21 protein-coding genes and 1 other annotated feature are annotated in these 17,223 nt (G+C 54.1%); of the genes, 12 read left to right on the top strand and 9 right to left on the bottom strand.

What is annotated here, in order from left to right:
• Positions 1-792, bottom strand: a complete 792-nt coding sequence (locus NI40_RS16910; RefSeq protein WP_014884879.1) for a cytochrome C assembly family protein — start codon at positions 790-792, stop codon at positions 1-3.
• A 166-nt stretch (positions 793-958) separates the two neighbouring features.
• On the opposite strand from NI40_RS16910, the gene ffh reads away from it, so the two are divergent.
• The 7 genes from ffh (at position 959) to NI40_RS16875 (ending at position 6,376) form a co-directional block, all read left to right on the top strand.
• On the top strand, positions 959-2,320 hold the full coding sequence (ffh, locus tag NI40_RS16905; protein WP_014884878.1) for a signal recognition particle protein: 1,362 nt from the start codon (positions 959-961) through the stop codon (positions 2,318-2,320).
• A gap of 116 nt (positions 2,321-2,436) precedes the next feature.
• Entirely contained in the window at positions 2,437-2,685 is a 249-nt protein-coding gene (gene rpsP / locus NI40_RS16900; RefSeq protein WP_003863133.1) for a 30S ribosomal protein S16, read from the top strand.
• Positions 2,686-2,700: 15 nt separating this feature from the next.
• A complete protein-coding gene (rimM, locus tag NI40_RS16895; RefSeq protein ID WP_029741020.1) occupies positions 2,701-3,240 on the top strand; it encodes a ribosome maturation factor RimM in 540 nt (179 codons plus the stop codon).
• Between the two features lie 31 nt (positions 3,241-3,271).
• Positions 3,272-4,039 (top strand): tRNA (guanosine(37)-N1)-methyltransferase TrmD, encoded by a 768-nt coding sequence (trmD, locus tag NI40_RS16890; RefSeq protein ID WP_014832949.1) that lies wholly within the window; start codon positions 3,272-3,274, stop codon positions 4,037-4,039.
• Positions 4,040-4,082: 43 nt separating this feature from the next.
• Positions 4,083-4,430: a 50S ribosomal protein L19 gene (gene rplS / locus NI40_RS16885; RefSeq protein WP_002914145.1), complete on the top strand. Its 348-nt coding sequence runs from the start codon at positions 4,083-4,085 to the stop codon at positions 4,428-4,430.
• A 132-nt stretch (positions 4,431-4,562) separates the two neighbouring features.
• Positions 4,563-4,967, top strand: coding sequence for a DUF2946 domain-containing protein (locus tag NI40_RS16880; protein WP_039263460.1), 405 nt, complete (start codon positions 4,563-4,565; stop codon positions 4,965-4,967).
• A gap of 38 nt (positions 4,968-5,005) precedes the next feature.
• Positions 5,006-6,376, top strand: coding sequence for a PepSY-associated TM helix domain-containing protein (locus NI40_RS16875; RefSeq protein ID WP_039263461.1), 1,371 nt, complete (start codon positions 5,006-5,008; stop codon positions 6,374-6,376).
• Positions 6,377-6,378: 2 nt separating this feature from the next.
• Here NI40_RS16875 and NI40_RS16870 read toward each other — a convergent pair whose 3' ends face one another.
• The 4 genes from NI40_RS16870 to NI40_RS16855 form a co-directional block, all read right to left on the bottom strand.
• Complete coding sequence (locus NI40_RS16870; protein WP_029741023.1) at positions 6,379-6,864, bottom strand: OmpA family protein; 486 nt, start codon at positions 6,862-6,864, stop codon at positions 6,379-6,381.
• A 12-nt stretch (positions 6,865-6,876) separates the two neighbouring features.
• The gene (gene dgcN, locus NI40_RS16865) at positions 6,877-8,097 is read right to left on the bottom strand and encodes a diguanylate cyclase DgcN (RefSeq protein ID WP_029741024.1); all 1,221 of its coding nucleotides are present in this window, start codon (positions 8,095-8,097) and stop codon (positions 6,877-6,879) included.
• Positions 8,090-8,626 (bottom strand): YfiR family protein, encoded by a 537-nt coding sequence (locus tag NI40_RS16860; protein WP_033146572.1) that lies wholly within the window; start codon positions 8,624-8,626, stop codon positions 8,090-8,092. Before NI40_RS16860 ends, dgcN begins: the two co-directional genes overlap by 8 nt.
• A 152-nt stretch (positions 8,627-8,778) precedes the next feature.
• Entirely contained in the window at positions 8,779-9,153 is a 375-nt protein-coding gene (locus tag NI40_RS16855) for a DUF2799 domain-containing protein (protein ID WP_039263463.1), read from the bottom strand.
• Between the two features lie 214 nt (positions 9,154-9,367).
• Between NI40_RS16855 and aroF the strand changes: the two genes are divergently transcribed.
• Genes aroF through NI40_RS16840 form a run of 3 tightly spaced genes read left to right on the top strand, consistent with a single transcriptional unit; the run spans position 9,368 to position 12,502 of the window.
• Positions 9,368-10,438, top strand: coding sequence for a 3-deoxy-7-phosphoheptulonate synthase AroF (gene aroF, locus NI40_RS16850; protein WP_039263464.1), 1,071 nt, complete (start codon positions 9,368-9,370; stop codon positions 10,436-10,438).
• Positions 10,439-10,448: 10 nt separating this feature from the next.
• On the top strand, positions 10,449-11,570 hold the full coding sequence (gene tyrA, locus NI40_RS16845; protein WP_033146250.1) for a bifunctional chorismate mutase/prephenate dehydrogenase: 1,122 nt from the start codon (positions 10,449-10,451) through the stop codon (positions 11,568-11,570).
• 59 nt (positions 11,571-11,629) lie between these two features.
• On the top strand, positions 11,630-12,502 hold the full coding sequence (locus NI40_RS16840) for an SMP-30/gluconolactonase/LRE family protein (RefSeq protein ID WP_039263466.1): 873 nt from the start codon (positions 11,630-11,632) through the stop codon (positions 12,500-12,502).
• Here NI40_RS16840 and pheA read toward each other — a convergent pair.
• The 4 genes from pheA to bamD all read right to left on the bottom strand — a co-directional run bounded on the left by pheA (position 12,499) and on the right by bamD (position 15,273).
• On the bottom strand, positions 12,499-13,659 hold the full coding sequence (pheA, locus tag NI40_RS16835; protein ID WP_039263467.1) for a bifunctional chorismate mutase/prephenate dehydratase: 1,161 nt from the start codon (positions 13,657-13,659) through the stop codon (positions 12,499-12,501). The genes NI40_RS16840 and pheA overlap by 4 nt on opposite strands.
• Before the next feature lie 30 nt (positions 13,660-13,689).
• Positions 13,690-13,815: a sequence feature (Phe leader region), on the bottom strand.
• Entirely contained in the window at positions 13,767-13,814 is a 48-nt protein-coding gene (gene pheL, locus NI40_RS24015) for a pheA operon leader peptide PheL (RefSeq protein ID WP_100249759.1), read from the bottom strand. It overlaps the preceding feature by 48 nt.
• 110 nt (positions 13,816-13,925) lie before the next feature.
• A complete protein-coding gene (gene raiA, locus NI40_RS16830) occupies positions 13,926-14,267 on the bottom strand; it encodes a ribosome-associated translation inhibitor RaiA (protein WP_003863162.1) in 342 nt (113 codons plus the stop codon).
• Between the two features lie 268 nt (positions 14,268-14,535).
• Positions 14,536-15,273: an outer membrane protein assembly factor BamD gene (bamD, locus tag NI40_RS16825; protein WP_023308867.1), complete on the bottom strand. Its 738-nt coding sequence runs from the start codon at positions 15,271-15,273 to the stop codon at positions 14,536-14,538.
• A 131-nt stretch (positions 15,274-15,404) separates the two neighbouring features.
• Between bamD and rluD the strand changes: the two genes are divergently transcribed.
• The gene (gene rluD, locus NI40_RS16820) at positions 15,405-16,385 is read left to right on the top strand and encodes a 23S rRNA pseudouridine(1911/1915/1917) synthase RluD (RefSeq protein WP_023308866.1); all 981 of its coding nucleotides are present in this window, start codon (positions 15,405-15,407) and stop codon (positions 16,383-16,385) included.
• Complete coding sequence (gene yfiH / locus NI40_RS16815; RefSeq protein WP_039263469.1) at positions 16,382-17,113, top strand: purine nucleoside phosphorylase YfiH; 732 nt, start codon at positions 16,382-16,384, stop codon at positions 17,111-17,113. Before rluD ends, yfiH begins: the two co-directional genes overlap by 4 nt.
• Positions 17,114-17,223 lie beyond the last annotated feature (110 nt).

Raw genomic sequence — 17,223 nt, 5'->3', positions numbered from 1 at the left:
TTAGCCAGCAAATTGCTGTATGAAGCGGCTGCCAAAATAGGCAAGGGTGAGAATGCCCGCACCCGCGACGTTGAACCAGACCACGCGACGACCGCGCCAGCCTTCATGATAATGGCCCCATAACAGGACAATATAGACAAACCACGCGATGATGGAGAGCACTGCTTTATCGATATTCTCCACGCTGAACAGGTTCTTCATGTAAAACAGGCCCGTGCAGAGCGTCAGCGTCAGCAGCACCACGCCCACCTGGGTGATGTGGAACATCTTACGCTCAATGACCATCAGCGGCGGCATTTCATGGTTAAACGCCAGCTTTTTGTTTTTCAGCTGATAGTCAATCCAGGCGAGCTGCATGGCGTAAAGCGCGGCGATGATCAGCGTCGCGTAGGCAAAGAGCGACAGGCCGATATGCACCAGCATCCCCGGCGTCGCCTCCAGATGCGTAATGAATTCATTAGGCATAAAGGTGGCGAGGGCCAGATTGATCAGCGCGAAGGTATAGACAATCGGCAGCAGCAGCCAGCCGCGATTTTTAGACGCGACGATGGTCATTACCGTACAGATCATCAGGCTGACCAGCGAGCCGACGTTGAGGACGCTCAGGTTTTGCACGCTGCCGTCGCCGGGAATGATGCGTGATTCCAGCGCAAACGCGTGGCTGATCAGTGCGATCACCGCGGAAAGAATAGCCATGCGCCGCCAGCCGCTGTTTTTTTGCAGCAGTCCGGGAACGATCAGCGCGAGGCTGACAGAGTAGGCAACAAGGGCGATCAGTGCGAAAACAGGCATATAGGCATCGACAGTTGTCTTAATAAGAAAGAGAAGCAGTATAACGTTACGTGACGCCTGCTCCAACCGTTGCATAACAACAAAGGCGCCTTCATGTTATACTCCGGCAAAATTCTGTGTATGTGTCGCCCATGGCGGCCCAACGTTTCTACTCAGGCGAGAGACAATGTTTGATAATTTAACCGATCGTTTGTCGCGCACGCTGCGCAACATCAGCGGCCGCGGACGCCTTACTGAAGAGAACATCAAGGAAACGCTGCGCGAAGTGCGCATGGCGCTGCTGGAAGCAGACGTCGCGTTGCCGGTTGTTCGTGATTTTATCAACCGCGTAAAAGAGAAAGCGGTTGGTCATGAAGTTAACAAGAGCCTGACCCCGGGCCAGGAATTCGTCAAAATCGTTCGTAATGAACTGGTTTCGGCGATGGGCGAAGAGAACCAGGTGCTTAACCTGGCGGCTCAGCCGCCGGCCGTGGTGCTGATGGCGGGCCTGCAGGGTGCGGGTAAAACGACCAGCGTCGGCAAGCTGGGTAAATTCCTGCGTGAAAAGCACAAGAAGAAAGTGCTGGTGGTCTCTGCGGACGTCTATCGCCCCGCGGCGATCAAACAGCTGGAAACCCTGGCCGAGCAGGTCGGCGTAGATTTCTTCCCGTCCGACGTGGCGCAGAAGCCTGTCGATATCGTTAACGCGGCGCTGAAAGAAGCGAAGCTGAAATTCTACGACGTGCTGCTGGTGGATACCGCCGGTCGTCTGCACGTTGACGAAGCGATGATGGACGAGATCAAGCAGGTGCATGCCTCTATCAACCCGGTAGAGACCCTGTTCGTTGTCGACGCCATGACCGGTCAGGATGCGGCGAATACCGCGAAAGCGTTTAACGAAGCGCTGCCGTTAACTGGCGTAGTGCTGACCAAAGTAGACGGTGACGCCCGCGGCGGTGCGGCGCTCTCCATTCGTCACATCACCGGTAAGCCGATTAAATTCCTCGGCGTGGGCGAGAAAACTGAAGCGCTCGAGCCGTTCCACCCGGATCGTATTGCCTCCCGTATCCTCGGCATGGGCGACGTGCTGTCGCTGATCGAAGATATCGAGAGCAAGGTTGACCGCGCGCAGGCCGAGAAGCTGGCCAGCAAGCTGAAAAAAGGCGACGGTTTCGATCTCACCGATTTCCTTGAGCAGCTGCGTCAGATGAAAAACATGGGCGGCATGGCCAGCCTGATGGGCAAACTGCCGGGCATGGGCCAGATCCCTGACAACGTGAAAGCGCAGATGGATGACAAGGTGCTGGTGCGTATGGAGGCGATCATCAACTCGATGACCCTCAAAGAGCGCGCTAACCCGGATATCATCAAAGGTTCCCGTAAACGCCGTATCGCAGCCGGTTGCGGCATGCAGGTGCAGGACGTTAACCGTCTTCTTAAACAGTTCGACGACATGCAGCGCATGATGAAGAAAATGAAGAAAGGCGGCATGGCGAAGATGATGCGCGGCATGAAAGGCATGATGCCACCCGGTTTTCCAGGGCGTTAATCGCTTTTGAGATTGCTTTTTGCCCGAAAATGAGTAAAATTTTCGGGCTTTTAATATGACACCCGGGCTCCGTTCCTCGATGGGGCCCGGTTGTTTTATTCACACAAGAGGATGTTATGGTAACTATTCGTTTAGCTCGTCACGGCGCTAAAAAGCGTCCGTTCTACCAGGTTGTTGTGACTGACAGCCGTAATGCACGCAACGGTCGCTTCATCGAGCGCGTTGGTTTCTTCAACCCACTGGCCGCTGGCGCAGAAGAAGAAACTCGTCTGGATCTGGATCGTATCGCTCACTGGGTTGGCCAGGGCGCTACTGTTTCCGATCGCGTTGCTACGCTGATCAAAGCAGCAAACAAAGCAGCTTAATCTGTCACGGTGGTCATGATGAGCAATAAAGCACCTGTTGAACCGATCGTATTGGGAAAAATGGGTTCTTGCTACGGTATCCGTGGTTGGCTCAGAGTGTTTTCCTCCACTGAAGACGCTGATAGCATTTTTGATTACCAGCCCTGGTTTATCCAGAAAGGCGGTAAGTGGGAAGAGGTCGAGCTGGAAAGCTGGCGTCACCACAATCAGGACATCATCATCAAGCTGAAAGGCGTTGACGATCGTGATGCCGCGAATGCGCTGACTAATTGTGAAATTGTCGTGGATTCGTCGCAGTTGCCACAGCTGGAAGAGGGCGACTACTACTGGAAAGACCTTATGGGTTGCCAGGTAGTCACTACCGAAGGCTACAGCCTGGGGAAAGTCATCGATATGATGGAAACCGGGTCAAATGACGTTCTCGTCATTAAGGCAAACCTGAAAGATGCATTTGGCATCAAGGAGCGGTTGGTTCCGTTCCTCGATGGACAGGTTATCAAGAAAGTCGATCTCACTACTCAAACCATTGAAGTAGATTGGGATCCTGGTTTTTAAATTCTCCGGATAAACGGTAAAAGACGGCGCTATGTGGATTGGCATAATTAGCCTGTTTCCTGAAATGTTCCGCGCGATTACCGATTACGGGGTAACTGGCCGGGCAGTAAAGAATGGCCTGCTGAGCATCCAGAGCTGGAGTCCTCGTGACTTTACTCATGACCGGCACCGTACCGTGGACGATCGTCCTTACGGCGGCGGACCGGGGATGCTAATGATGGTGCAACCCTTACGGGACGCCATTCACACAGCAAAAGCCGCGGCAGGTGAAGGCGCAAAGGTGATTTATCTGTCACCTCAGGGACGCAAGCTTGATCAAGCGGGCGTGAGCGAACTGGCGACGAATCAAAAGCTGATTCTGGTCTGTGGGCGCTACGAAGGGATAGATGAGCGCGTAATTCAAACCGAGATTGACGAAGAATGGTCTATCGGCGATTACGTTCTCAGCGGTGGTGAGTTACCCGCAATGACGCTGATTGACTCCGTCGCCCGGTTCATTCCGGGAGTTCTGGGCCATGAAGCTTCGGCAACGGAAGATTCCTTTGCCGATGGGTTGCTGGACTGTCCACACTATACTCGTCCTGAAGTGTTAGAAGGGATGGAAGTACCGGCAGTGTTACTGTCTGGAAACCATGCCGAGATACGTCGCTGGCGTTTGAAGCAGTCGCTGGGCCGAACCTGGCTTAGAAGACCTGAACTTCTGGAAAACCTGGCTCTGACTGAAGAGCAAGCAAAGTTGCTGGCCGAGTTCAAAACAGAACACGCGCACCAGCAGCATGAACATGATGGGAATGCGTAATACGCTCCCGAATATCAGTTTACCCAGGATAAGAGATTAAATTATGAGCAACATTATTAAGCAACTTGAACAAGAGCAGATGAAGCAGGACGTACCTTCCTTCCGTCCAGGTGACACCGTGGAAGTGAAAGTATGGGTTGTTGAAGGTTCCAAAAAACGTCTGCAGGCATTCGAGGGCGTGGTTATCGCTATTCGTAACCGCGGTCTGCACTCTGCATTCACTGTTCGTAAAATTTCCAACGGCGAAGGCGTTGAGCGTGTCTTCCAGACTCACTCTCCGGTAGTTGACAGCATTGCTGTTAAACGTCGTGGTGCTGTACGTAAAGCTAAACTGTACTACCTGCGTGAGCGTACTGGTAAGTCTGCTCGTATTAAAGAGCGTCTGAACTAAGATTCGCTTAAGCGACATCCTGTTAGAAAGGGCTGGCCGAAAGGCTGGCCCTTTTTTTATCCCTGCGCACCTCTCGCGTTAACCCTTTTGTCATAAATCATTTACAATGCTTGCCTCTTGAATGGAGGGGACGTGGATAACGTACTGCATCAGCCTGACCGGAAACGCGCAGCGGCCTTGACCGCGCTGTTTGCGATCCTGCTGATCGTGGTGGCGCCGCTTATCTCCGTCTCCTTGCTGAAAGATCCCATGAGCGCCATGCCGGGCATGCATCATGACATGAGCATGATGTCGATGGACGAGCATCAGGGCGATATGCCGCATACGATGCCTGTCGACCATGCGGAAGCGTGCGGCTACTGCGTGCTGTTAGCGCATGTCCCTGGCGTGATGCTGGCGCTGATCGTCCTGCTCAGCGCGGTATTACAGAGGCTTCGCATTAAGCCGCCGCGCGAGGCGGTCAGCCACTGGCACTTTTTCCCCTGGCTTTACCCTGATACCCGCGCGCCGCCGCGGCAGTCTGCTTTTTCCCTTTAAAACTAAATCGATAACTTTTTGCCTTAAAAAGGAAAAGTATGACTACCTGCACTCCGCGCGCGGCATGGGGAAACCTGCTGCGTCGCCTCCATTTCTACGTCGGGCTTTTTGTTGGTCCGTTTATCTTCTTTGCCGCGCTGACCGGTACGCTGTATGTGGCGACCCCGCAGCTGGAGAATGCGCTTTACCGGCACGCGCTCCACACGGATTCCTTGGGCGTGCCGCAGCCGCTGGCGGCGCAAATCGCCGTGGCGGAAAAAACCGTTGGCTCAGATGTGCATTTGCACGCCGTGCGTCCGGGGCTGGCTGAAGGCGAAACTACCCGCGTGATGTTTGCTGACCCGACGCTTAGGCCATCGGAGAATCGGGCTATTTTTATTGATCCAGTAAGCCTGGCGGTGCTGGGAGATATGACGGTATACGGCACCAGCGGGATTTTACCGCTGCGTCAGACCATTGATTATCTGCATACCTCTCTGATGCTGGGCGACGTGGGGCGACTCTACAGCGAGCTTGCGGCCTCCTGGATGTGGGTTGCCGCGCTGGGTGGTGTTGCCCTGTGGTTTTATACCCGGCCCAAACGGCGGATCAATAATCGCTTCCAGAATCGTCGTCGGATGCACGTGACGCTGGGCTGGAGTCTGCTGGGTGGAATGCTGTTGTTCTCCGCAACCGGCCTGACCTGGTCCCAGTGGGCAGGCGGGAACGTTGATAAGCTGCGGGCAGAGATGAACTGGCTTACCCCGCAGGTGAACACGACGCTTTCCGGTCAACAGGAGATCGTGGATGAGCATGCCGAACACCGGGGCCATCACGGCGGCATGATGATGCCGGAAATGGCGATGGATCTGACGCAGTTTGACGGAGTATTAAGCGCGGCCCGTAACGCGGGGATTGATGCCAACAGGCTGGAGATCCGCCCGGCGAAAACGGCGGATAGCGCCTGGACCGTGACGGAAATCGATCGCAGCTGGCCGACCCAGGTGGACGCCGTTGCGGTTGATCCTTCTACGATGCAGGTTCTGGACAGAACCCGTTTCGAGGATTTCCCGTTAATGGCAAAACTGACCCGTTGGGGCGTGGATTTCCATATGGGGATCTTATTCGGGCTGGTGAATCAGCTGCTGCTGGTGGTGTTTGGCCTCGCCCTGTGCGTGCTCATCGTCTGGGGTTACCGGATGTGGTGGATGCGTCGTCCGGCACAGTCGGCCGTGGATCCGGTGCAGACGCTTTGTCAAAGCTGGCTGACGCTGTCAGGGTGGGGAAGAGGGATTACGGTGATAATCAGCATACTGCTGGGGCTGGCCTTGCCGGTCATGGGCGTGAGTCTGGCGCTGTTTGTTCTGGTGGACTGGCTGCGCTGGCGAGCGGCAACCAGGGTGACGCTCGCCGAATCATCCGCTAAATAACCCTATGGCGTGCTGATCACCACTGCTACGCGGCGGTTTTCAGCGCGCCCTTGCGGAGTGCTGTTGCTCGCAACCGGGTATTTTTGACCTAACCCCCGCGTGGTGAGATTGCTGCGCGGGATATTTGCCCCCTTCGCCCAGGCATCGGCCACGGCATTGGCGCGTTTTAACGACAGCGCTTCGTTGTAGCTTTCTTCACCGTAGTTATCCGTGTGACCGTCCATTCGCGCGTGGTTCAGGCCGGTTTCCGCCAGGCGAGAGGCCATGGACTGGATCTGCGTTTCACTTTCCGGACGCAGTCTGGCGTCATTTTTATCAAACAGGATGGTGTCCGACATGCCAAGCGACCAGTCACCGTTCAGTTCGTTAAAACCGTAAGACTTCATCGCCGAAATTTGCTCAGGAGTGAATTTGCCTTCCGGGGGCGACTGACAGCCTGCCAGAACCAGTGAGGCCAGAACTATCGGCGCGAAGTAACGTTTTAACATAGTGTATCCTTTCTAACTTGTTGTTTTCGTACGCTGGTTTTTCACCTGATACATGTTGCGGTCAGCCCTCTCCAGTAATGCTTCCACGGAAGCATTTTCCCACGCCAGAGCAAAGCCAATGCTGAGTGACATCGATGCTTTTTGTCCGTTATGAAGATCAAACGGACGGATAAACTGCTGCGATAGCGCAGCACAAATGTGTTGAACCTCGAGCTCAGAGTGTACGCCGTACAGCACCATGGCAAATTCGTCACCGCCAAGGCGGTATGCCTGGTGACGTTTGTCGCCAAACTCCATCATCCTGCTGGCGACTTCTATCAGCACGCAGTCTCCTGCCGCATGTCCCCAGGTGTCGTTAATAAACTTAAAATTATCACCGTCGAGGAAGAGCAGGGCCGAGTTCGTTTTGGCAGAAGGGTCGTTCATTAAGGCCGCAATGCTGTTACGAAACGCCGCGCGGTTGGCAAGACCGGTGAGCGGGTCGTGCATGGCGGTACGCAGCAGCTGGGCGTTTTTCGCCTGAAGCTTCAGTTGCCACTCCTCCATCTCATCCAGAAGGCTGTTGAAGTCCTCACCAAACTGGTGAAACTCTTCGATACGGCCGTCTTTCACTCGGCGGGAGAAGTTGCGATTAGTACGAACGTCATGCACGACGTCAGTGATGTTTTGCAGGGCCGTGACCATCCCATGGTGCAAAGACTGGGTAATAGTGAGCGCGACGACGGTTGCAAAGAGAATGCAGCCGGTCAGAACGGCAAACGACATCCAGATGAAATGGCCGATCAGGCTGTCACGCGCGGTCAGGCGAATTTCGCCGATCGTTGCGCCGTTATGCATGATGGGCTGCGCAACCGGTACGGGGAAAAGCCAGCGGCTGACCAGTGCGCCCAGCGTGTCGTTGTTGTCCTCCGGGTTCCATGACCAGTAGGCAAACCGCTTTTTATGCGCGTTAATAACCTCGGCCACGGCAAACTGCCCCTGTTTGCCCAGCGCAGCCAGCGTTTCGTTGGCCGCTAGCGAGTCGTTGAACACCAGCGAGGCTTCCAGGCTGTGGCTCATTGTTGCGCCGGTTAATTCGAGATTCTTTTGCGCGTATTGTTTTAACGTCACGACGGAAGCAAAACAGAGCAGCAGCCATATTAACGTCATCGTGATGATGACGCTTATCATGCTGTTTCGCCTCAACGTTCTTTTAAACGTCGGACGTGGCGTTGAAGTGAAATCTTTATCCATGCTGCTTATTCCGTGCAAGCATTAATACATCCGGATTGACTCTTACGCCACTGCGCGTCAATGCATCCAGATTGACGGCGAACCGTACCTGGCCGCGATCGATTATCAGGCAAAAGGCACTGCCAATTACACATTCCGGATTTTGCTCTGAGATTAATAGCAACGCTCTGCCCTGATATTGACTTATTAATTCAAGTTGTTTCGCCGGTGATTCAGACCCGAAATAGATCGCATCGCACGTCGCGGCCAGGGCTTCCTGATCGTTACGTACAATAACGGGAGTATAAGGTAACTCGCTATGCCCCTCATCGCCGCTGAGGGCGTGCGTATAGTGCGAAGTGGCGTAGACGCAGAGTTTAGGCTGACCGGAAAGTGACGGCCATCGCGTATAGCTCACAATGCCTGAGACAATCGAGCGTACCGATTTATCCGTTTCCGTAAGCGTGCCTGCCGCCGCAGGGCCCACCATAAGGAACAGCATTATCACCAGAGTGAGTCGGAAAAAAGAGATCAAGAATAAATTTCTCACCAGAATCCGCCACATCGCTCTGGAAATAGATGTCCTTAAGAGTTGCGGGCAGAATACCATTGTTTATCAGGGCCGTCATTATGTCAGAAATAGCATGAGGCCGACCTAAGCTAAATCCTACAGTTGTTTATTTTCCGGTGGATAAAAATAGATTAATTCAGTCTGCTGGAGCGCATACTTTCATCCATCCCTTGCTGCCATGACGCACGCAGTTTTGCCGCGTTTTCGGCTGTATCGCAACTGGCAGGGAAAGATTTGCCTGCTAATCCCCAGGCGTGAATAAACCCTTCTTCGCAGACTTTCTTCTGACCATCAGCATAGCCGCGAAGATATTCACTACGATCAACGTGTGTGTCGTTAAAGCTATTGGCCAGGGTCTGGTTATCTTTAACCGGCAGGCCATTCATGGCGTCTTCTTTACCTGCATCAAACCAGGATGGGCTGGTCCAGTCGGGCTGGAAGGTGTAAGGATTGATCTGACAGCCCGTTAAAAACAGCGACAACAGCGCGAGAGCAATTGAACGCATAGCCATTCTCCTTTTTTCTTCAGCATAGCCTGGCTAAAGAAAACCTGTCTGTAATTTAAAGTTTACGTTTTTATCGGCTGATTTTTGCAATAAATTGGCATCTGTAAAGTAATGTGTACGTATTTTGGATTGAAATGTTTACTTTTTATGGTATCGTGGTTTCACCTCATTGAGGAATACAACTATCGCAAACGAGCTTTACAGGATCGCCATCATGCAAAAAGACGCGCTGAACAACGTACATATCACTGACGAACAGGTGTTAATCACTCCTGATCAACTGAAAGCGGAATTTCCGCTGAGCGTCGCGCAGGAGGCTCAGATCGAGCACTCTCGCCAGACCATTTCTGACATTATCGCCGGCCGCGATCCGCGCCTGCTGGTGGTATGCGGTCCTTGCTCCATTCACGATCCTGAAACCGCCATTGAATATGCTCGTCGATTTAAAGCGTTAGCGGAGGAGGTCAGCGATAGCCTCTATCTGGTGATGCGCGTCTATTTTGAGAAGCCACGTACGACCGTCGGCTGGAAAGGGTTGATTAACGATCCGCACATGGATGGCTCGTTTGATGTGGAAGTAGGCCTGAAGATTGCGCGTCGCCTGCTGGTGGAGCTGGTCAGCATGGGGCTGCCGCTGGCAACCGAAGCGCTGGACCCGAACAGCCCGCAGTACCTGGGCGATCTGTTCAGCTGGTCGGCGATTGGCGCGCGTACCACGGAATCGCAAACCCACCGCGAGATGGCGTCTGGCCTGTCAATGCCGGTTGGCTTTAAAAACGGTACCGATGGCAGCCTGGCGACGGCGATCAACGCCATGCGCGCTGCTGCGATGCCGCACCGTTTCGTTGGTATCAACCAGGCGGGCCAGGTCTGCCTCCTGCAAACGCAGGGTAACCCGGACGGCCATGTGATCCTGCGCGGCGGGAAAGCACCTAACTACAGCCCGGCGGACGTGGCGCAGTGTGAAAAAGAGATGGAGCAGGCGGGACTGCGCCCGGCACTGATGGTAGATTGCAGTCATGGTAATTCAAATAAAGATTACCGTCGCCAGCCTGCGGTTGCGGAATCCGTGGTCGCACAGATCAAAGATGGCAACCGTTCGATTATCGGTCTGATGATTGAGAGCAATATTCATGAAGGCAATCAATCATCTGAACAACCACGCAGTGCAATGAAGCACGGCGTCTCCGTGACGGATGCCTGCATCAGCTGGGAAACCACCGATGCGCTGCTGCGTGAGATCCACAAAGATTTGAAAGGCCAGCTGGCGACGCGTCTGGCTTAAGAGGTTAGTTATGGTTGCTGAATTGACCGCACTGCGCGATCAAATTGATGAAGTGGATAAGGCGCTGCTGGACCTGCTGGCGCGCCGCATGGCGCTGGTTGCCGAAGTCGGTGAGGTGAAAAGCAAATACGGCCTGCCAATTTACGTCCCGGAGCGCGAAGCCTCAATGCTGGCTTCTCGTCGCAAAGAGGCCCAGGCGCTGGGCGTTTCGCCGGATTTAATTGAAGATGTTCTGCGTCGCGTGATGCGGGAATCCTATTCCAGCGAAAACGACAAGGGCTTCAAAACCCTCTGTCCGTCCCTGAGGCCGGTGGTGATTGTCGGCGGGGCAGGACAGATGGGGCGTCTGTTTGAAAAAATGCTGACGCTTTCGGGCTATCAGGTGCGCATTCTGGAAAAAGAGGACTGGGCGCATGCTCCGGAACTCATGAAAGATGCCGGGATGGTTATCGTCAGCGTGCCGATCCACGTGACGGAGCAGATCATCGGGAAGCTTCCTGCTTTACCGAAAGATTGCATCCTGGTGGATTTGGCCTCCGTCAAAAATGGTCCGCTGCAGGCGATGCTGGCTGCGCATACGGGCCCGGTGCTGGGTCTGCACCCGATGTTTGGCCCGGACAGCGGCAGCCTGGCTAAGCAGGTGGTGGTTTACTGCGACGGTCGTCAGCCGGAAGCCTATCAGTGGTTCCTGGAACAGATTCAGGTATGGGGCGCGCGATTGCACCGCATCAGCGCGGTCGAGCACGATCAGAACATGGCGTTCATTCAGGCGCTGCGCCACTTTGCGACGTTTGCCTACGGTCTGCATCTGGCGGAAGAGAACGTGCAGCTTGAACAGCTTCTGGCGCTCTCTTCGCCTATCTATCGTCTGGAGCTGGCGATGGTCGGGCGCCTGTTTGCTCAGGATCCGCAGCTTTACGCGGACATTATTATGTCCTCCGAGAACAATCTGGCGCTCATCAAGCGCTACTATCAGCGCTTTGGTGAAGCCATTACGCTGCTGGAGCACGGAGACAAGCAGGCGTTTATCGACAGCTTCCGCAAGGTCGAGCACTGGTTTGGCGATTACGCACAGCGTTTCCAGAGTGAGAGCCGGACGCTGTTGCGCCAGGCAAATGACAGTCGCCAGTAATGCGATGATGTATATACTGAAAGCCAGCAATGCTGGCTTTTTTATTTTGGGGAACTGTCATGGCTGAACCGCAACTGCTGCTGAATTACACCGGGCATCTGCCTGAATGCCCGACGTGGAGCGCAGAAGAGCATGCGCTCTACTGGGCCGATATTCTGGAAGGGGAGATCCACCGCTACCATCTGCCGACGGAAGAACACACCGTACTCTCTTTCCATGAGGAGGTGGGCTGTTTCGCGCTGCGCGAGCAGGGTGGTTTTATCGTTGCGATGCGAACGGGTATCTGGCTGACCGATAAACACGGCCTGCTGCGCCGCAAGGTGTGCGATAACCCCTCTAACCCGCAGCTCGCACGCTTTAACGACGGCGGCACCGATTCTCTGGGACGATTCTACGCGGGCACGTTTTGGGGGCCGGGAGATTACAACGGTGCCCTGCTGATGCGCATCGACAACGACCTGACGCCGAAAGTGATCCAGTGCGATATTCACGGGCACAACGGCTTAGCGTTTAGCCCTGATAATCAATGGATGTTTACTTCAGATACGCCAAACGGCGTTATTTACCGAACGCCGCTTGATGAGAAGGGCGAACCCGGCAGGCGCGAGGTGTTTCGTCAGTTTAAAGAGGGCGAAGGGATACCGGACGGCGCTGCCATGGATGTGGAAGGCTGCTACTGGAGCGCGCTGTTTGACGGCTGGCGTATTGCGCGTTTTTCTCCGCAAGGGGAGCAGCTGGAAGAATACCGCATGCCGGTGCGTTGCCCGACGATGGTCTGCTTTGGCGGCGATGACATGAAAACACTGTTTATTACCACCACGCGGGAAAATATGGATGCGGACGAGGTGGCGAAGTATCCGCTCTCCGGCGCCATCTTCACCCTGCCGGTGAACGTGGCAGGGATGAAGAAAAGCCGGTTTATCGAACGTTAAGCCGGGTCAACCGGGACCACGTTTTCGCTCGGATAGCAGCCCAGCACCTTCATGGAACGCGTGATCTCGCCCAGTTCGCGCAGGGCCTTCTGCATGGAAGCAGATTCCAGGTTGGCCTGGATATCGAGGTAGAACATCTCTTCCCACGGGTTACCGTGGATTGGGCGTGATTCCAGCCTGGTCATGATCAGGTTGTGGTTACGCAGCACCAGCAGGGCTTCAACCAGCGCCCCGGCCTGTTGGCCGGTCGCCATCAGCAGCGTGGTTTTGGCCGGCACCTGGTCTGACACATTGATCGCCTTGCGGGCCAGCACCACGAAGCGGGTGATATTTTGCGTCTGGTTCGCCAGGTTGCGTTCCAGCACCTGCAGGCCATACAGCGCCCCGCCTGCTTCGCTGCCGAGCGCGGCGACGGTTGGGGAGTTAGCCTGCGCCACTTTTTCCATCGCCGCCGAGGTGCTTTCGGTGTACTCAATTTTCCAGCTCGGATAGCGGTTCAGGAACTGGCTGCACTGCTGGAACGGCTGTGGATGACTGTAAACCGTTTCGATCTTGCTCAGGTCCGTTGAGCCAGAGACCAGCACGCAGTGATCGATAGGGATCGTCAGCTCGCCAACCAGCGACAGGCTGGTGTGTTGCAGCAAATCGTAGACGTCGTTGATGGCGCCGGAGCTGGTGTTCTCAATAGGTACGACGGCGTAATCCGCCTGGCCGGTCTCAACCTGATTAAAAATGTCGGCAAACTTAGCGCAGCCACTCTCAATAAATTCTTCGAAATGGCGTGCGGCATACTGACGTGCGGCCAGGTGAGAATAAGATCCCTTCGGACCGAGGAAGGCGATACGCGCAGAGTGTGGATTGGTTTTGTTCAGATGCTGCTGGAGCAGCGCTTGCTGAGTGAGAACGGAGTCTTCGATGATGAGCTGGAACAACCGGGTAATGTAGTGGGCATCGAGGTGATGCGATTTGCCGAGCTGAATGAGACGTTCCAGCAGATCGCGCTCGCGGTCGATATCGCGTACCGGGCGATGGGAGTCCAGCTTGGCTTTGCCCACTTCAACGGCAAGGGCGCGGCGTTCGGCCAGCAGCGCCAGCAGTTTCTCATCCAGCGCGCTGATTTTTACTCGCAGATCCAGTAACGGGTTTTCCGGTGTCATAGTGTTGCCTGTCTCATTTTATCGTTATCAATAAAAAAGGCCCCCCGGTGTGGGAGGCCTTGTTGTTCGTCTTCGCATTCTTTATCACACGACGAAACGCCTCCCGTTCAGGGGAAGGTAAAAAAGAATGCGAAGAAGAACGGCGTAAGTTTCATAAAGTCATCCTGTGATTGATACCGTTAAAGTACCCGTACTGTTTTCACCCTGTCAATAAAAAACAAAAAACGCGCCCGAAGGCGCGTTGGCGGTACACTCAATTTAAAGGATTACTCTTCTTCAACTTCTTCCGCGAAGCTGGCGTCTTTCACCGATGTTGCGGCGCGACGGGCTTCACCTTTGTGTTGCACTTTATTGAGCTGCCGTTCCAGCTTGTTGATCAAATCGTTAATTGCTGTGTACATATCCTCGTGTTTTGCGCTGGCGACCAGATGGCCGTTTGGAGTATTGATAGTTGCGTCAGCGATGAAACCCTGCGGCTCCTTGGACAGGATGATATGTGGATTAATCAAATGAGTTTGCCATTTATCCAGTTTGGCGAGACGGTCTGCGACGTGCTGGCGGATTGCCGGAGTAATTTCCATTTGTTTACTGGTAATGTTCATTGTCATAAATTTTACCTCTTGTCTTTCCGTCTTGGTAATTCCAGCATACCCGACCTAATGTCAAAATGTGTGATTTAGATCACGTTATTTTGTCGGTTTTTGTCAGGGAATCTTTTTTGTGAGGCAGGGCAGGAAGAGGTGAGATTTACCTTGTCGAAGGCAAAAATTGGGGCCATAGTTGACTGGATGTGTTGAGGCTTAAGCGCTTCAGCGACGCGCTAAAATGAATAAAAAAACGGCAGCCTTCGGGCTGCCGTTTTGCATTGAGGCAATATCAGGTGTTGCTGCTGTTCGCGGCGATGATTTTCGCCACTTTTTCAGCCTGAGCGGTCATCTGCATCTGACGGTAAGCATTTTCCATCAGCTTCAGGCCGTCGCGCGTTGCCTGAGTATCCGGATAATCACGCAGCATACCTTCTACGCGGTTAACCACGGCGACCCATGCGCCACGACGGGTATAGTATTCCGCTACGGAGTATTCATATTTCGCCAGACGATCTTTCAGGAACACCAGACGTTTGGTGGCGTCAGTCACGTACTGACTGTTCGGATAGCCGCGGACCAGCTTGGAGAAGTCATTGAAGGCATCACGCGCATGCTGCGGGTCACGGTCTGAACGATCCACGCCGAAGAAGCCCTGCAGCGCACTGTCGTCCAGCGCCATGTTGGTGAGGCCGCGCATGTACATCACATAGTCGATGTTAGGATGAGTCGGGTTCAGACGCATGAAACGATCGATAGTTGCCTGAGCCAGCGGCAGGTCGGCATTTTTATAGTATGCGTAGATGAGATCTAACTGTACCTGCTGCGAATATGGACCAAATGGATAGCGATTATCCAACGCTTCCAGTTGCGTTATCGCCTGTTTCCAGTTACCGTCCTGCAACTTTTGTTGTGCAGTCGCATAGATTTCATTCGGCGGATTGTCAGGGACCTGTTCATTTGAACCGGAGCAGCCCACCAAAGCCAGGCTCAACGTGGCCGCTGCCACCAGATATTTCATGCGCGTCATGACGTTTTGACTTTCCTCAAATGTTTGTCCGGGAGAAACTCTGTTCCTGCTCCCGATTAAGACCAGCTACAATAGCACACTATATTAAACGGCAAAGCCGTAAAACCCAACGTTAAACGAAGAAGCAGTTTATGGCACAACGAGTAGAACTCACCGCAACAGTCTCCGAAAATCAGCTCGGTCAACGCTTAGATCAGGCTTTGGCCGAATTGTTCCCTGATTATTCGCGTTCACGCATAAAAGAATGGATCCTTGACCAGCGCGTGCTGGTAAACGGCAAGATCTGGGACAAACCAAAAGAGAAAGTGTTAGGTGGGGAAGCTGTCGCCATCAATGCTGAAATCGAAGAGGAAATCCGCTTCGAGCCGCAGGATATCCCACTGGACATCGTCTATGAAGATGATGATATTCTGGTGATCAACAAGCCGCGCGACCTGGTTGTTCATCCGGGCGCGGGGAACCCTGACGGTACGGTACTTAACGCACTTCTCCATTATTATCCGCCGATCGCGGATGTCCCGCGCGCGGGCATCGTGCACCGTCTGGATAAAGACACCACCGGTTTGATGGTGGTAGCGAAGACCGTTCCTGCTCAAACCCGTCTGGTGGAATCGCTGCAGCTGCGCGAAATCACCCGCGAGTATGAAGCGGTAGCCATTGGGCATATGACCTCTGGCGGAACGGTGGAAGAGCCAATCAGCCGTCACCCAACCAAACGTACCCATATGTCGGTGCATCCGATGGGTAAACCGGCGGTGACGCACTATCGCATTATGGAGCACTTCCGTATTCATACGCGCCTGCGTCTGCGTCTGGAAACCGGACGTACTCACCAGATCCGCGTGCATATGGCCCACATTACCCATCCGCTGGTCGGGGATCAGGTATACGGTGGTCGTCCGCGTCCACCTAAAGGCGCATCGGATGAGTTTATCAGCGTATTGCGTAAATTCGATCGCCAGGCGCTGCACGCGACTATGCTGCGTCTTTACCACCCTATCACCGGTATTCAGATGGAATGGCATGCGCCTATCCCGCAGGATATGGTGGACCTTATTGACGCCATGCGTGCTGATTTCGAAGAACATAAGGATCAAGTGGACTGGTTATGACCAAACTGATTGTCCCGGAGTGGCCATTGCCTGCAGGCGTGGCCGCCTGCAGTTCAACCCGTATTGGCGGTGTTAGCCAGGGCGCGTGGGAGTCTTTGAACCTCGGTGCGCACTGTGGCGACAACCTGGAACATGTTGAAGAGAACCGCCGACGTCTGTTTGCTGCGGGGAACTTGCCGTCGAAACCGGTCTGGCTGGAACAGGTTCATGGTAACGCAGTGCTGAAGTTGACGGGAGAACCCTATGCTTCTAAACGCGCTGATGCCTCTTACAGTAATACTCCGGGAACCGTTTGTGCCGTGATGACCGCCGATTGTCTGCCGGTTCTGTTCTGTAACCGTGCAGGTACCGAGGTGGCTGCAGCACACGCGGGCTGGCGTGGTCTGTGTGAAGGCGTGCTCGAAGAAACTGTCGCCTGCTTTAGCGATGAGCCAGCCAATATTATGGCCTGGCTTGGCCCGGCCATTGGTCCTCGCGCTTTCGAAGTGGGGCCAGAGGTTCGCGAAGCCTTTATGGAAAAAGATCCGCAAGCGGTTGAAGCCTTCCTGCCTTCGGGGGATAAATATCTGGCCGATATTTACCAGCTCGCCCGTCAGCGTCTGAATAACGTTGGCGTGATGCAGATCTTCGGCGGCGATCGCTGCACATTCACCGAAAAGGGTGATTTTTTCTCCTATCGTCGCGACAAGACCACGGGGCGTATGGCAAGTTTCATTTGGCTGATATAACCTAAAGAATCAAGACGATCCGGTACGTGCCGTTTTCTTTTCACATAATTCAGGTCATTAACCTTGAATAATTGAGGGATGACCTCATTTAATCTCCAGTAGCAAATTTG

It is taken from the genome of Enterobacter sp. E20 (assembly GCF_000801755.2).
Lineage (GTDB): Bacteria > Pseudomonadota > Gammaproteobacteria > Enterobacterales > Enterobacteriaceae > Enterobacter > Enterobacter asburiae_B.
The sequence above is the reverse complement of the archived record's forward strand: the minus strand, read 5'-3'. Positions and strand labels throughout refer to the sequence as shown.